The sequence below is a fragment of the Nostoc punctiforme PCC 73102 genome, assembly GCF_000020025.1.
Classification (GTDB): Bacteria; Cyanobacteriota; Cyanobacteriia; order Cyanobacteriales; family Nostocaceae; genus Nostoc; species Nostoc punctiforme.
This window is the reverse complement of sequence record NC_010628.1, coordinates 5,494,895-5,510,000: the sequence shown is the minus strand read 5'-3', so window position 1 is coordinate 5,510,000 and position 15,106 is coordinate 5,494,895. Positions and strand designations below refer to the sequence as shown.

Annotated in this window: 12 protein-coding genes and 2 pseudogenes (1 of these 14 only partly in view); 8 read left to right on the top strand and 6 right to left on the bottom strand. The window is 42.7% G+C overall.

Annotation, left to right across the window (positions count from 1 at the left end):
- From NPUN_RS22360 to NPUN_RS22350, 3 genes are all read right to left on the bottom strand, one after another.
- Positions 1 to 938 carry the 5' portion of a BaiN/RdsA family NAD(P)/FAD-dependent oxidoreductase gene (locus tag NPUN_RS22360; protein ID WP_012410760.1) on the bottom strand. The gene continues 307 nt to the left of window position 1, outside the view, so only the first 938 of its 1,245 coding nucleotides appear in the window; it begins with the start codon at positions 936 to 938; its stop codon lies beyond the left edge, outside the window.
- A 52-nt stretch (positions 939 to 990) separates the two neighbouring features.
- Positions 991 to 1,152 (bottom strand): rubredoxin, encoded by a 162-nt coding sequence (gene rd, locus NPUN_RS22355; RefSeq protein WP_012410759.1) that lies wholly within the window; start codon positions 1,150 to 1,152, stop codon positions 991 to 993.
- Positions 1,153 to 1,311: 159 nt separating this feature from the next.
- Positions 1,312 to 1,506 (bottom strand): hypothetical protein, encoded by a 195-nt coding sequence (locus NPUN_RS22350; RefSeq protein WP_012410758.1) that lies wholly within the window; start codon positions 1,504 to 1,506, stop codon positions 1,312 to 1,314.
- 412 nt (positions 1,507 to 1,918) lie between these two features.
- Between NPUN_RS22350 and NPUN_RS22345 the strand changes: the two genes are divergently transcribed.
- Positions 1,919 to 2,485 carry an SRPBCC family protein gene (locus tag NPUN_RS22345; protein WP_041565560.1) on the top strand — a complete coding sequence of 189 codons (567 nt, stop codon included), beginning with the start codon at positions 1,919 to 1,921 and terminating at the stop codon, positions 2,483 to 2,485.
- A gap of 167 nt (positions 2,486 to 2,652) precedes the next feature.
- Here NPUN_RS22345 and clpB read toward each other — a convergent pair whose 3' ends face one another.
- Positions 2,653 to 5,271 carry an ATP-dependent chaperone ClpB gene (gene clpB / locus NPUN_RS22340; RefSeq protein ID WP_012410756.1) on the bottom strand — a complete coding sequence of 873 codons (2,619 nt, stop codon included), beginning with the start codon at positions 5,269 to 5,271 and terminating at the stop codon, positions 2,653 to 2,655.
- A gap of 300 nt (positions 5,272 to 5,571) precedes the next feature.
- Positions 5,572 to 6,881: pseudogene (locus NPUN_RS22335) on the bottom strand (IS701-like element ISNpu5 family transposase).
- Positions 6,882 to 7,022: 141 nt separating this feature from the next.
- Here NPUN_RS22335 and NPUN_RS22330 point away from each other — a divergent pair.
- The 5 genes from NPUN_RS22330 (at position 7,023) to NPUN_RS22310 (ending at position 11,814) form a co-directional block, all read left to right on the top strand.
- Entirely contained in the window at positions 7,023 to 7,406 is a 384-nt protein-coding gene (locus tag NPUN_RS22330) for a hypothetical protein (protein WP_012410755.1), read from the top strand.
- Between the two features lie 68 nt (positions 7,407 to 7,474).
- A complete protein-coding gene (locus tag NPUN_RS22325) occupies positions 7,475 to 7,729 on the top strand; it encodes a TIGR02450 family Trp-rich protein (protein ID WP_012410754.1) in 255 nt (84 codons plus the stop codon).
- Between the two features lie 748 nt (positions 7,730 to 8,477).
- Complete coding sequence (bchL, locus tag NPUN_RS22320) at positions 8,478 to 9,344, top strand: ferredoxin:protochlorophyllide reductase (ATP-dependent) iron-sulfur ATP-binding protein (protein WP_012410753.1); 867 nt, start codon at positions 8,478 to 8,480, stop codon at positions 9,342 to 9,344.
- A gap of 32 nt (positions 9,345 to 9,376) precedes the next feature.
- Positions 9,377 to 10,168, top strand: a complete 792-nt coding sequence (locus NPUN_RS22315) for a DUF5331 domain-containing protein (RefSeq protein WP_012410752.1) — start codon at positions 9,377 to 9,379, stop codon at positions 10,166 to 10,168.
- A 242-nt stretch (positions 10,169 to 10,410) separates the two neighbouring features.
- On the top strand, positions 10,411 to 11,814 hold the full coding sequence (locus NPUN_RS22310) for a ferredoxin:protochlorophyllide reductase (ATP-dependent) subunit N (protein WP_012410751.1): 1,404 nt from the start codon (positions 10,411 to 10,413) through the stop codon (positions 11,812 to 11,814).
- Positions 11,815 to 12,015: 201 nt separating this feature from the next.
- Here the strand turns inward: NPUN_RS22310 and NPUN_RS44890 are convergent.
- Positions 12,016 to 12,240: pseudogene (locus NPUN_RS44890) on the bottom strand (IS701 family transposase); the annotation flags it as partial.
- 435 nt (positions 12,241 to 12,675) lie between these two features.
- Between NPUN_RS44890 and NPUN_RS22300 the strand changes: the two are divergent.
- Both NPUN_RS22300 and atpD read left to right on the top strand, forming a co-directional pair.
- On the top strand, positions 12,676 to 13,380 hold the full coding sequence (locus NPUN_RS22300; protein WP_012410749.1) for a PEP-CTERM sorting domain-containing protein: 705 nt from the start codon (positions 12,676 to 12,678) through the stop codon (positions 13,378 to 13,380).
- 241 nt (positions 13,381 to 13,621) lie between these two features.
- Entirely contained in the window at positions 13,622 to 15,070 is a 1,449-nt protein-coding gene (atpD, locus tag NPUN_RS22295) for a F0F1 ATP synthase subunit beta (RefSeq protein WP_012410748.1), read from the top strand.
- The last annotated feature ends 36 nt before the right edge of the window (positions 15,071 to 15,106 follow it).

Genomic DNA, 15,106 nt, shown 5'->3' with positions numbered 1-15,106 from the left:
CCTGCACGGGCAATGATATATTGCCAGAGACGATGGGGTAAATCAACACCGCGATGCAATGCGATCGCTTTCTTTCCCCATTCATCTTTAACTGCTAAAACTTTTTCTCGCACTTGTTCTTGGTGCAGAAGGGGCAGCCAATTAATCAATAATTTGGCTTGATAGCGGCTTTCATGCAAAACTCTCGCACCCCAAGCAGAAAGCTTTAAAACAGCCGGGCCACTCAAACCCCAGTGGGTAATTAGCAATGACCCAGTTTGTTGTAATTGGGATTTTCCGCCCGCAGATAACCTTAATTGGACAGGGTTAACGCTAACTCCAGCCAACTCTCGCAACTTTTGATCGGCAATGTTGAAGGTAAATAACGAGGGTACTGGTGGTTCTATTTGATGGCCTAACTCTCGGACAATTTTATAACCGACAATACTACTACCGATGGCAAGAAGTAGGCGATCGCATTTAATCGTCTCTCCCGACTTGAGAAGAATATCAAATCCCTCATCTGCTGCACTTCGTTTTACGGAAGTTACGTGTGTACCGACACGGAGTTTTACCCCAGATGTCGCCACCGATTTAATCAGACATTCCACAATGGTTTCTGAAGTATTGGTGACAGGAAACATCCGGCCATCAGCTTCAGTTTTTAGATAGACTCCACTAGCAGCAAACCAAGCTACTGTATCTTGAGGGCCAAAACGAGTCAAAGCACCCCGCAAAGCTTTTGCACCTCTGGGGTAATTTTGTACTAACTCCTCCGCGTCAAAGCAAGCGTGAGTGACGTTGCAGCGTCCACCACCAGAAATTAGCACTTTCGCCAGTGGTTGACGACTGGCTTCGAGTAAAGTAACCTGGGCATCAGGATTGGCTTTAGCACAAGCGATCGCACCAAAAAATCCCGCTGCCCCACCCCCAATAACTACGATTCGTAACGATAGCAAATTCTAAAATTTCTCAATAGGACGTACTTTACTAGGCTAGCCCTTATCTTCGCTATTCAACTAGTTCAAATTGATCTTTTGTGGCACCACAAGTCGGACATACCCAATCATCTGGTATATCTTCAAAAGCTGTTCCCGGCGCTATATCGCTATCTGGATCGCCGAATTCTGGGTCATATTCATAGCCGCAAACGGTACATATATACTTTGCCATGTTTCTTTCCCCTAATAAATTGTTGGCATCGCTTCCCTATTAAATACTTTTGACAGTAAGTGAAAATGCTCACGCTACAATTCTTAAACGAGAGGATAAAGGCTTATCGGTAAGGCGTGTAACCTTGGCGGCAATTTCCCAGATTATGAGAGATTCAGATTACAAACGCCACCAAGTCCTTTGGGCATAACTGATAATCCCGATCGCGATCGCCCCTAATAGCAGTAGCAAAATTATTCCACCTGGAATAAAAGTGAGAATACCAAAGCCTCTCAGTACCCAAACGGCTACACTAACACCAAGAAGAATACCGAAAATCTGGATTAATCTACGATTTAAAGAAGATTGACTCACTTAATTTTCCTCTCAACTCAACAGAAATTACACTTGATATTGACAATTAGATATGAAGTTATGATGAAGTTACAGTTTCATCATAAATAACACGTAAAAATCGAGAGATCCTATCCAGAGGTTGGGGTAAGGTGCTTGATATTAAATAGTGTTTGTGCCATTCTAGCTGTTAAGAACTTAGTTTTTCATTTATAAATACTGTTATTATCAAGTCTACTTAAGTATTAATTGCGATCGCAACTACAGCTTTTACAGGAAAGTAACTGAAATAATTACCAAAAACTCACCCTTTCCGGAAAGGATAGGCATTACACTGGAACTAAAATTTAATGGGTTGGATCTAAATCAAGTTTTATAGCTTGTAGTTTCAATTCTATTTAGGTGGATGAGTTGAGGAGTAACTAAAATCATTATGTCTGCGTCTCATATCTCAGACTCAATTATTGCAGGTTCAGATATGGCTTGGAGTCAAGATAAACAAAAGTTGCTGGTACAGGGTGAAATCTTGGTAGAAACGCGATCGCACAAGGCATGTGGTGGCGCAGTGACAGCCTGGATGTATTTGCCGATGGTGCGATCGCAAGTTTGGCAGCAATTAACTGATTATCCCCGGTGGGTGCAATATTTTCCTGATATCACTAAAAGCGAGATATCACACAAAGGTGAAGTTAAGCGTCTATATCAAGCAGCACAAAAAGCCTTTTTCTTTTTCACGGCTCAAGTGGAAATTTACCTCAACGTTGTAGAAGTGCTGGGGCAACAAATCCAATTTCGCATGGAAAAAGGGACTTTTGAGGATTTTAACGCCAATTTAGAACTCAAAGATTGCGGAAATGGCACGTTACTTGCTTATACTGTGCAAGCTACACCTCTGATTCCTATTCCATCAATTTTCATTCAACAAGCAATGAACTTTGAATTGCCTGCAAATATGCGGAAAATGCGACAAGTGATTTGTAAGGGTCAAAATAATTCGTAATTCGTAATTATTACCTTACGAATGCTTGATAAAAAAACGCCAAGACGCTCTTGCTTGACTTGGCGTTTTGGCGTGAGATGATCTTTAAGGAAGAGGATAAGGGGAAAGCTCTCACTCAAGTCACCTTGTCTCTCCTACCTACCCCTGCTCCCCTGCCTCTTTTTCAATTAGCTGGTAAACACCTCAGCAGGTAAGCGACTAAAAGAAAGACGCTCATTTTGCACATCTACAAAGATGGTGTTGCCATCGGTGAATTCACCGCGCAAGATGGCTTTGGCAATTTGAGTTTCTAGCTCTCGCTGAATCGCCCGTTTCAGTGGACGCGCCCCATAAACTGGGTCATATCCTACTTCTGCTAAAAAGTCAAGTGCAGCATCTGAGAGCTTGAGGGATATTTTGCGATCGGCCAATCTTTGGCGTAATCTTTGTACTTGCAACAGCACAATCTGCCGCAATTCCTTCTTATCTAAACCGTGGAAGATGATGATTTCGTCAATCCGGTTGAGGAATTCTGGACGGAAGCTATTCCGCATCGCTTCCATGACTCGACGGCGCATTTCGTCGTAGTGAGCATTATCCCCAGCGACATCAAGAATGTATTGCGAACCGATGTTGCTAGTCATGATAATAATAGCATTCTTGAAGTCCACCTTATGACCTTGAGCATCAGTGACGCGACCATCATCGAGAATTTGCAAGAAGATATTAAAAACATCAGGGTGTGCTTTCTCGATTTCGTCAAAGAGAATCACTGAGTAAGGACGGCGGCGAATCGCTTCTGTTAGTTGTCCGCCTTCTTCGTAACCCACATATCCTGGAGGCGCACCGATTAAACGGGAGACGGCGTGTTTCTCCATATATTCCGACATATCGATTCGCACCAGCGCATCTTCGCTATCGAACATATAGCCCGCCAGCGCTTTCGCCAACTCGGTTTTACCCACACCCGTAGGCCCAAGGAAAATAAAGCTAGCGATGGGACGATTGGGATCGGCCAGTCCAGCGCGCGATCGCTGAATTGCATCCGCTACGGCTGTGACTGCTTCTTCTTGTCCAATCACACGGTGGTGTAGTTCATCTTCTAAATGCAGTAGTTTCTCTTTCTCAGATTCCACCAGCTTGCTGATGGGAATTCCTGTCCATTTAGAAATAATTTCAGCAATATCAGCTTCTGTGACTTCTTCCCGTAATAGTGATTTTCCACTTCTTTGGGCACTTGCCAATTCAGCTTCTACTGCTTCCAACTGACGATGCAAACTAGTTAAATTACCGTATTTCAACTCCGCAGCTCGGTTAAGGTCGTAATCGCGTTCTGCTTGCTGAATCTCTAAATTGACCCGTTCAATCTCTTTTTTAACGGATTGAATTTTGTCAATGATATCTTTTTCAGATTGCCATTGAGTATTTAGGGTTCTTTGTTCTTCTTTGAGATCGGCAATTTCTTTTTCTAGTCTTTCTAGACGTTCACGAGAAGCGGCATCGCTTTCTTTTTGCAGCGATAGCTTCTCCATTTCCAATTGCAGAATCTTGCGATCAATTTCGTCGAGTTCTTCTGGTTTGGAGGTGATCTCCATTTTTAATCTGGCGGCGGCTTCGTCTACCAAGTCAATGGCTTTATCAGGTAAGAAGCGATCGCTAATATATCGACTCGACAATACGGCGGCGGCGACCAAAGCACTATCAGAAATTTTTACCCCGTGGTGGTTTTCATAACGTTCTCTCAACCCGCGCAAAATCGAAATACTATCTTCTACACTAGGTTGATCGACATAAACCTGCTGGAAGCGTCTTTCTAGTGCGGCATCCTTTTCGATATGTTTGCGGTATTCATCTAGAGTTGTCGCCCCAATACAGCGCAATTCACCCCGCGCCAACATCGGTTTTAACAAGTTACCCGCATCCATCGCGCCTTGGGTTGCACCAGCGCCAACAACGGTGTGAATTTCATCAATAAATAAAACAATATTGCCGCCAGATTCAGTAACTTCTTTTAATACTGCTTTCAGGCGTTCTTCAAATTCACCCCGGAATTTTGCCCCCGCAATCAAAGCACCCATATCTAAAGAAATTAGCTTGCGGTCTTTGAGGGACTGGGGTACATCACCTGCAATAATACGCTGTGCTAATCCTTCAGCGATAGCAGTTTTACCAACACCCGGTTCACCAATTAGCACAGGATTATTCTTGGTGCGGCGAGACAGAATTTGGACAGTGCGGCGAATCTCATCATCCCGCCCAATCACTGGATCGAGTTGACCTTTACGCGCGGCTTCTGTGAGGTCACGCCCGTATTTTTCCAGTGCTTCGTATTTGCCTTCTGGATTTTGGTCGGTCACTTTTTGGCTCCCCCGAACTTGTTTAATAATATCTTTTAGTTTGCCTTCGTCTAAACCGAATTCTTGGAATAAAGCTTTGCCAAAGCGGTCATCTTTAGCGTAAGCCAGCAATAAGTGTTCAATTGAAATATATTCATCTTGAAACTCTTTGCGATACACGTCTGCCCGGTCTAGAAGTGTATCTAAGCTGCGTCCCAAGTAAACAGAACTGCTAGTACCAGATACTTTTGGCTGACGTTGAAAAAATTGTTCAGTGCGATCGCGCAGTTTTTGGAGGTTAACACCCGCTTTGGTGAGAATCCCAGTTGCTAGACCATCTTGTTCTAGCAACGCCTTCATCAGGTGTTCGCTTTCAATTTGCTGTTGTTGATATTGTTTAACAATATCGGGGGTATGGGCGATCGCTTCCCAGGCTTTTTCTGTAAATTGGTTAGGATTAGTAGGTTGCATAGGCTTTTTCAGGAACGTAGAGGCGTAGTGGCTTGTCGGAGGCTACCACCAGAACACCAAGTAAAGAAAATTTCTGTTCTCAATAGATATTGTATGAACAGGATAGCGATCGCCTAGATCGGTGTTCACGTCTTGTAAAAGTCGTATTTTCCCGTAGTTCTCATTTCCCATTCATTGCTGTGTTGCTGGCAACAGGTCAACCCTTCAAGAAATTGGAAAGGTTATTGCCGAAGCTGGCTGAACCTCAGCATAAATCTAAATGCGTAAGTAAGCATGACGTATTAACCCTGTTGTGTCACTTTAGGCAGAGGAAAAATAGAAATCAGGGTCAGTCAGGGATATAAAAGTAGGATAGGTAAGGTAATAAACAACAGATTGGAGTTTAGCAAATCCCAAAGATAAATGAGGAATAGGAAAAACTGAAAGCCAAGGCTGAATTAAATTAAATAGGGTAAAAGGTTGAAGGATGAGACGGAGATTATTGAGAATATTCTTCCAACCTTTACCATTATCCCACCTCTGATGTGAAGCAAATGTTGATTGAGAATCTAGGGGATAAGGGCGCAGAGATTCTGAATGAAGACTAACCATTAAGTAGGCGCTACAAATAATCTCCCACCACCGTTCAATATCTTCATAGCAAGTAAAACGATAATCTGCCCAACCTAACTGATTCTTACTTTGTTTTAAACCATACTCAACCCATGTCCTAAAGCCATAGAAATTCCCAACTTCTCTTGGTGTAATGTCTGGGTATTTACTCATTACATACCAGGTAGAGTTTCCAGGTAAGTTAAGAGTGTCTGTAGTAATTTGCCAATACCTATGATTGCTACGTTTGCCATGTATTATTTCTCTAATAAACCGATTCTCACTACTTAAGTCAGAGAATACTCTTTTAAACTTATGCCAGTTTAAATATTGAGTATACTGACCTTTAAGCAATGCTACAGAATGGTTTGAGCGAATTGCTACTAGATAATTTAAATCTAATTCATCTAATACGGGTATAAAATTTGTGCTACTCTCACCATATAAGCTATCTGCTAGTACCAAGTTGAATTTGAATCCCATTAACTGTAGCTTGCGTATTAGCATTGCCCCGATTTGAGGCTTAGTAAGATATTTGTCTCCTGGCTTTAATTTTTCTCGTGGCTTGTATACTTCAAACAGCAGTGGAAATGTCATTCCACAGAACATACCGTAAGCTGTGACTGCCACAACGCCATTCTCTACTTTTCCTAAATTGCCTATGTACTGACGTTTCACATAATCTGTGGTATACCTTTCTTTTTATCTCCTGTTTCATCAATAATTAAAATGATTGGTCTTCCTTTTAGTACCTCTAAAATTAGTTGTAATCGCAAAGCTCTTAACTGTTCTACTGACCATGATGGTGTAGTTAAGAAATGATGTAGTCCTTGATAGTTATCTAGCCCGACAATTTTCGCTATTTCAGGTAGACTTTTCCGTTTTAAATCGGAAATACATCCTATATGTAGATATTTGAAAGCTTCAAAATTCCTAACATCTGAAAACAGGTTTTTATACCATAAGCAATATTCATCCACAAACTTGACGGTTTTTATGGGTGAACGAGGCTCTACCATGCTTTATGTCTTGGTTCTAGGCTTTGTACATTATTATACTACCGCGATAGTGACACAAGAGGGTTAAAGTTCTTCTACCTTGCCTCCACCATTTTCCTCCTACCCCATACAGAGTTACCATGATCCCAGGTCGCATAGTGGATGCTGAAAATGATTGACTCCTACGACTTTGAAAATGATGATTTTGATTTGGAGGATGAGGATTTCTTGAAAATAAAACCCATCAGCCAAATGACTGAAGGGGAAAAGCTACAGCGATTTAAGCGGTTCTTCGACAGCAGCAGCCGTGCTATGTTGCAAGACTGTCTATTTCGCATCGCCAATTACGAAGATGGTACGGGTACGTTAGAAATTCTTTGCCCGAATGAAGTTGTAAGACAACGCCTTTCTAAGAAAAAGCGCAAAATTACCAACAATATTAATACCTGCTGGAGTCATATCAGATGGTTTTCGCTATGTGTCCAGCAAGATAGTGAGTTGAATTGCCAAAAGTTTACCCGTAACGGCGATTTGGTGACATCTTAATTGGATATTGGAAATTTGGGATAAAGAAAGTGTTTTCCCAATGACAAATGACAAATGACGAATAACAAATGACTAAAAAACAAAAATTTCCTTACCTAGTTGGTTCTAAGTGGACTGCACAGCGAAAAGTTGATGGCTGGCGGCACTTCCAAGTTGTCAATCGGAAAAATCAGGCTAAGTGGGTTTACGCCGAAATGGTTGCTTCTTGCGATCCTAAAGTCCGTTTTTGGATAAATGCCAAATTATTACAAGATAACTCCCAGTGGCAAGCTGGCTGGCAAACATTACAAGAAATCCAGGAAATTGAAACTGAGGTGTCCTAATTACCTTCAATACATAACATAGACTGAAATAAATTAAGACTTACGCACACTCTACGTTTCTTCTCTTACTCTTAGCCCACGCAGGTGGGCTAAATTTGTGTAGCCACGAATCCTATTCGCTCGGCTTGGACTTAGAAAATATTTGCAAAATTAATAATATTTTACAAAATCACACTCATTCACTCTCAAGCAGTAATTACATAGTTGTGACTACCGACTGAAAACTGGCAATTTATCTGCGATACCTTCTCTACGAGACGCTACGCGTAGCTTGCTCCCACGTTCGCGTAGCGTCCCGTAGGGAAGTAGTACGGTGAGCTACGCTAACGCAAATTTCAGCAGTATTTCCAGCATCATGCTGCATATACCTCTCTTTGCCCTTGCACCTGTGCCTGAATGCCCTGAAAGCACGTTGCACGAACATCATCTAATCCGATGAAAACCATTCAAAAAAGCCAATTTCAGCTTTTTTATTTTGTAACTCTTTTTATAAAAATAGATAATAAAAACTTTTTATAGATAACTTATAGAGCTAAATAAGCCTTTTTAGCTCATAAAAACCAAAATGCCCATAATTAAGCTCTAATTCATTGGATAAAACTGTTTTATAAATTAAGAGCGACTTTCTTTTCTATGTAATTTGCCCAATAATGACATCAACAGACCTCACGCATCGCCATCTCAGGAAAGGTGAAGGCAAATGTTTGAGCCACAAGTTTGACAAGATAGCTATAAGAGGGAAACAACAGTGAAACTAGCAGTCTACGGAAAAGGTGGTATCGGTAAATCCACAACTAGCTGTAACATATCCGTCGCCCTAGCTAAACGTGGCAAGAAAGTGCTGCAAATTGGCTGCGACCCAAAACATGACAGCACCTTCACCCTGACTGGGTTTTTGATTCCCACAATTATCGACACCCTCCAAGAAAAGGATTATCACTACGAAGATGTTTGGCCGGAAGATGTGATTTATAAAGGCTACGGCGGTGTGGATTGCGTAGAAGCTGGTGGCCCACCTGCGGGTGCTGGATGTGGTGGATACGTAGTTGGCGAAACCGTAAAATTACTTAAAGAACTCAACGCCTTTGATGAGTACGATGTAATTCTCTTTGACGTTCTGGGTGACGTAGTTTGTGGTGGTTTTGCAGCACCACTCAACTATGCAGATTACTGCCTGATTGTTACAGACAACGGCTTTGATGCTTTGTTTGCTGCCAATCGGATTGCTGCTTCAGTCCGCGAAAAAGCCCGAACTCACCCACTGCGTCTAGCTGGGTTAATTGGCAATCGCACCTCCAAGCGCGACTTGATTGAAAAATATATAGAAGCTGTGCCAATGCCAGTTTTGGAAGTTTTACCTTTGATTGAAGATATCCGTGTTTCCCGTGTGAAAGGTAAGACTTTGTTTGAGATGGCAGAGCAAGATCCTTCCCTAGACTACGTTTGCGACTACTATCTCAACATCGCCGACCAAATTCTAGCGCGTCCCGAAGGTGTTGTACCTAACGACACACCAGATCGGGAGTTGTTCTCTTTGTTGTCCGATTTTTATCTAAATCCGGGTAAACCCCAGGTTCCTAATTCAGAAGAGGAACTAGACTTGATGATTGTATAAATCACCAAGTTCTCAGGATGGGGGACAATAACATGGCTTTCTTTCACAGCTTTACGGATTCAATAAAACAAAAGTGGTTGCAATTTTTCCAGAATAATCGAGACTGGATTACCCTGCACATGGAAGTGGAATCAGTGTACACCCCTGATGGCGGGAAGCGACCACCTTCTTACCTCATCCTGGGAGTTCTTAACGCCCTAGAGCCAAAGCTAGCGCAGTTAATGTTGCCCTTTGCCAAACTTAATCCTGATGCCGATACCCTGATTGAGGTGCTGGATTTGCATTTTGACCCAGATTTTGCTCTCGGTAATCGCTTTCTCGTCAACCCAGATGTAGAGAAGTATGCAGAAGAAGCAGCAGATGTCATTGACGAAAAGCCTGAAGAAGAAACATTGACACATGCTCATACAAATGGCTTTGCGTCGGTGGCGGTAGTTCAAGAGTTCGTAATGGTGAATTCTGATGAGCAAAGTCTGGAAATCAGCGCGTTGGAGGAAACCGAAAATGGCTTTGGCGATATTTCCTTATCCAACGGACACGCTTCAAAAGATGAGTCTCTCCAAACCTCTAATTTAGAAGCAGATGAGTTTGGGGAAATTGCTTTCGATACAGATACAACAGCTGTAATGGAAGTAAAGCTGGATGATGAAGTGCTTGAAGATGTTCCACTAGATGAGAATGCGTTTAAAGACGTGTTATCAGATGTCTGGGGTGATGAAACAGCTTTACAAAAGGCTGAAGAAAATAACGATTTTTTGGGGGAAGAACTGCCAGCAGGCGTTTTTGATGAATCAGAAATTGCCCGTCTCTTCCCCAACGCTTAATTATTGACGTTCTTCGCAATTTTAAGTTTTAGATTTGGGGTTTTGGATGAGAAATTAGGGAAATTGTCGTTAGACAGCGGATACTTTTGTTGTCCCAGCCTTCAATCCAAAATTATCAATCGTTCGACTGAGCGTACCCCTCCGGGGAAGCAAGCTACGCGTAGCGTCTCGGAGAGAAGCCGAAGTCTAAAATCTAAAATTAGTTGACCTGCCATTAAATATCAAGGGGAGAAAAAACCAAAATGACTGTCGCTCAACAACCAGAAGCTTTAAGCTTTGAATGTGAAACCGGGAATTACCATACCTTTTGCCCAATTAGCTGCGTGGCGTGGTTATACCAAAAAATTGAAGATAGCTTCTTTTTGGTGATTGGGACAAAAACTTGTGGCTACTTCTTGCAAAACGCGATGGGGGTGATGATTTTTGCTGAACCCCGCTATGCAATGGCAGAGTTGGAAGAAGGCGATATTTCCGCACAACTGAGTGATTATGAAGAGTTAAAGCGGTTGTGCTTGCAGATTAAACGTGATCGCAATCCTAGTGTAATTGTCTGGATTGGCACTTGCACCACGGAAATTATCAAAACAGATTTGGAAGGCTTGGCACCGAAGCTGGAATCTGAAATTGGGATTCCCATCGTTGTTGCGCGTGCAAATGGTCTAGATTACGCCTTCACCCAAGGGGAAGACACGGTATTAGCAGCAATGGCTAACCGTTGCCCTGATAAGGCTCCGGTGGCGGAAACAGAGAAGAGCGAACGCAATGCGATCGCTAAATTGCTAAACTTCGGTAAGAAGAAGGAAGATGTCGCCCAAGATGAATCTGAGTATGTAGATCATCCGCCTTTAGTTCTCTTTGGCTCCCTTCCCGACCCTGTGGTGACTCAGTTAACCTTGGAACTGAAGAAACAAGGCATCAAAGTTTCCGGCTGGCTACCCGCGAAGCGGTTCACCGAACTGCCAGTACTGGAAGAAGGGTATTATGTCGCTGGTGTCAACCCCTTCCTCAGCCGCACAGCTACCACTTTAATGCGTCGCCGTAAGTGTAAACTCATTGGCGCACCCTTCCCCATTGGCCCCGATGGAACCCGCGCTTGGATTGAGAAAATCTGCTCGGTGTTCGGTATTACTCCCAAGGGTTTGGATGAACGGGAAGCACAAATTTGGGCAGGCTTGGAAGATTACGTGAAACTGATTCGCGGTAAGTCTGTATTCTTCATGGGTGATAACTTGTTGGAAATTTCCCAAGCAAGATTCTTAATCCGTTGTGGGATGACAGTTCACGAAATCGGCATTCCCTACATGGATAAGCGCTATCAAGCTGCTGAGTTGGCGCTGTTGGAGAAAACTTGCCAAGAAATGAATTCACCCCTGCCAAGGATTGTGGAGAAACCGGATAACTACAATCAACTTCAGCGAATTTATGAGTTGAAACCAGATTTGGTAATTACTGGTATGGCTCACGCTAATCCGTTGGAAGCACGCGGTATTAATACTAAGTGGTCGGTAGAGTTCACTTTTGCTCAAATTCACGGCTTTACGAATGCGCGTGACATATTAGAGTTAGTGACTCGTCCGCTACGTCGGAATAATAATTTGAAAGATTTGGGTTGGGATAAGTTGGTGAGAGAAGAAGCAAAGATTTAGATTTAGGTTTGGATTGAGCAACAGCATATAATTAAGGCGAACTTTTTGGGTTCGCCTTTTTTGTCTCACAAAGGCGCAAAGGAAGATCGCCTAAAAATAGTTACAATCAGGTGGATATCGCTAAATCATAACTTAGAGAAAATTTAACCATTAGAGTTAATTATGCTTAAGCTCAATCCACAAAAGCTACCATTTCTAGATTTTATCTAAAACGCTATCATCAAATATTATGTAACCATTGTCATCAGGTTCAACTAGGTCTTTCACGTTATCCCATAGTAAACGAGGTGTTAATTTCTCTCTTTTCAAATAATAGTTAATGGCATCATGACTAATACTCTCTAAATGCTCTGCCAAATTGGTAATTGTATAATTAATTTGACTACTTAATAAGTATTGGCAGTAACTAAGCTTAGTAAATCTCATTACCGTTAGCAAATTTATCTAATACAACTTCTACCTATTTTCTCATGAATATTTCATGCTTTGCTTCCAAGACAGCGACTTCTATTACGAAGACAAGGCTTTCAAAATCAGATTTAATTAATACTCATGTACTATCAACTGGCGATCGCATTGTGCCAGTTGCGTAAGTCCTGATAAAAATACTGTTTTTTAAATTATTAATACCCAATAATAACCGTAATTATGCGACTTAGCTGAAATCAAGCTAATACCATTCCAGTAGTCTAATTATTACTGTTAACTGTTAGTGATTGATGTGCGATCGCTAGCTATAAGCGTCTGAATCATCACCTATTGCGTGTAAGGCGCTTATGTGCAATTTCGCTCTTAATCTTTGCTTAGGCAGTTGAGAGTAAGCCCATTGTTAACACACACTTTTTTGGAGAAATGAGCTTTATGGCTACTTCAATTTTAATGAAATTATCAATAGCTACCATCGGCACAACATTTATAACTCTAGGAACCTTCAGTACAGCACAGGCTGGCTTGATTAACTTTGACACAGATGCCAATGGCAATTCAATAAATGCTCCATCTTTGTTCTTTAACAGCACTGCTCTTACTGACTTGTATGCGCCCTTGGGTGTAAAATTTAGTGGTTCAGGTCAACTAAGTGGTGGCTCAATAATAGATCAATTGGGCAATTTTGGAGTTAACGCACTCAGTGGCTCTAACTTTTTAGCGTTCAATCGCGATGCCATGCTATCAAACGGTGGTATACCAACAGATCCAGAAACAATAAGTTTTGCTGACTCGATAGGTGATTTCTCTATCTTCGCTTCTGGAGGAGTTTTTTCTAATACTTTCCAACTACAAGCATTTGATATCAACAACCTTCTCCTGGGTGCAAGCACAATTAATACAGCAGTCGGAGAATGGAAGAAGTTAAGCTTTTCTTCGTCTTTAGGTAATGTCAGCAAGGTCGTTCTCACTGGAACAGGAGCGGCAAGTTATTTTGTATATGACAATCTTTCCTTTACTCCTGTAAGTAAGTCAGTTCCCGAACCTGGATCTTTGTTAGGTTTAGTGACATTCGCTACTTTCGGCGCTACTTCCCTCCTAAAGTTCAAACAGCAACAGAAAGCTTCAGTTAAAGCATAAATTAATCACTAATCTACTTTGATTACTGCTGTGTCTACTATTACGAGATGCGGCAGTTTTTGATTTTGAGTCTCTTGAGCCGTTTGAGTGCCTACCGTAATCTTGATCCCCAAGCCCCAGTCTTAATGATCAATTTAAGGCGAAGGTGGGGGCGTTCAGTGCTAATCTGAAAGGTGACATTGCTTAATTTTATGTCTTCTCCGACCTTATCTGAAATATAGCTTCACTCATTAGGCGCAGCATGGTCACAACCGCAGAAAAAACAAACATTGGCTACATTACCCAAATCATTGGCCCAGTTGTAGACGTTAAATTTCCCGGCGGGAAATTGCCACAAATCTACAACGCTTTGAAAATCGTTGGCACCAACGAAAGTGGACAGGAAATCAACATCACCGTTGAAGTACAGCAACTGCTGGGCGACAACCAAGTGCGGACTGTTGCGATGAGTTCCACCGAAGGCTTAGTGCGCGGTTTTGAAGTCACCGATACAGGCGCTCCCATTACCGTGCCAGTTGGTAAAGCCACTTTGGGCCGGATTTTCAACGTCCTTGGCGAACCTGTGGACAACAGGGGACCTGTAAATGCTGAGGCAAGTTTACCCATCCACCGCTCTGCTCCTAAATTCACTGACCTGGAAACCAAACCTTCGGTGTTTGAGACTGGGATTAAAGTTGTTGACCTTCTGACTCCCTATCGACGCGGCGGTAAGATTGGTCTGTTCGGCGGTGCTGGTGTTGGTAAAACCGTGATCATGATGGAGTTGATTAACAACATCGCTACCCAGCATGGTGGAGTATCCGTATTTGCTGGCGTGGGTGAGCGCACCCGTGAAGGCAATGACCTCTACAACGAAATGATTGAGTCTGGGGTTATCAATAACGAGAACCTCAACGAATCAAAAATTGCTCTAGTTTACGGTCAAATGAACGAACCACCCGGAGCTAGAATGCGGGTTGGTCTTTCGGGATTGACAGTAGCAGAGTACTTCCGGGATGTGAACAAGCAGGATGTGCTGCTGTTTATTGACAACATCTTCCGATTTGTGCAAGCAGGTTCGGAAGTATCCGCGCTATTGGGTCGGATGCCTTCTGCGGTAGGATATCAGCCCACATTGGGAACCGACGTAGGTGAACTGCAAGAGCGGATTACCTCGACTACAGAGGGTTCCATTACCTCCATTCAAGCAGTATACGTACCTGCGGATGACCTCACAGACCCCGCACCTGCTACTACCTTCGCCCACTTGGACGGAACCACAGTACTGTCTCGCGGTTTGGCTGCTAAGGGAATTTATCCCGCAGTTGACCCCCTTGGTTCAACTTCCACCATGCTCCAACCAAATATTGTAGGTGACGAACACTACAATACTGCGCGGGCGGTGCAATCAACTCTGCAACGTTACAAAGAACTCCAAGACATTATCGCCATTCTCGGTTTAGATGAATTGTCTGAAGAAGACCGTCTAATCGTGGCACGGGCGCGGAAAGTTGAGCGCTTCTTGTCTCAGCCGTTCTTTGTTGCAGAAGTATTCACCGGTTCTCCTGGTAAGTATGTGAAGTTGGAAGATACCATCAAAGGCTTCCAAAAAATTCTGTCTGGTGAGTTGGATGCTCTGCCAGAACAGGCTTTCTACTTGGTTGGCGATATCAACGAAGCGATCGCTAAAGCTGAAAAAATCAAAGGTTAGTCATTAGTCATTAGTCATTGGTCATTGGTCATTAGT

Coding starts and splice junctions, on each gene's coding strand:
- NPUN_RS22310 (WP_012410751.1), top strand. CDS start 10,411: ATGACTGTCGCTCAACAACCAGAAGCTTTAAGCTTTGAATGTGAAACC.
- NPUN_RS22315 (WP_012410752.1), top strand. CDS start 9,377: ATGGCTTTCTTTCACAGCTTTACGGATTCAATAAAACAAAAGTGGTTG.
- rd (WP_012410759.1), bottom strand. CDS start 1,152: ATGGCAAAGTATATATGTACCGTTTGCGGCTATGAATATGACCCAGAA.
- NPUN_RS22345 (WP_041565560.1), top strand. CDS start 1,919: ATGTCTGCGTCTCATATCTCAGACTCAATTATTGCAGGTTCAGATATG.
- NPUN_RS22330 (WP_012410755.1), top strand. CDS start 7,023: ATGCTGAAAATGATTGACTCCTACGACTTTGAAAATGATGATTTTGAT.
- atpD (WP_012410748.1), top strand. CDS start 13,622: ATGGTCACAACCGCAGAAAAAACAAACATTGGCTACATTACCCAAATC.
- NPUN_RS22300 (WP_012410749.1), top strand. CDS start 12,676: ATGGCTACTTCAATTTTAATGAAATTATCAATAGCTACCATCGGCACA.
- clpB (WP_012410756.1), bottom strand. CDS start 5,271: ATGCAACCTACTAATCCTAACCAATTTACAGAAAAAGCCTGGGAAGCG.
- NPUN_RS22325 (WP_012410754.1), top strand. CDS start 7,475: ATGACTAAAAAACAAAAATTTCCTTACCTAGTTGGTTCTAAGTGGACT.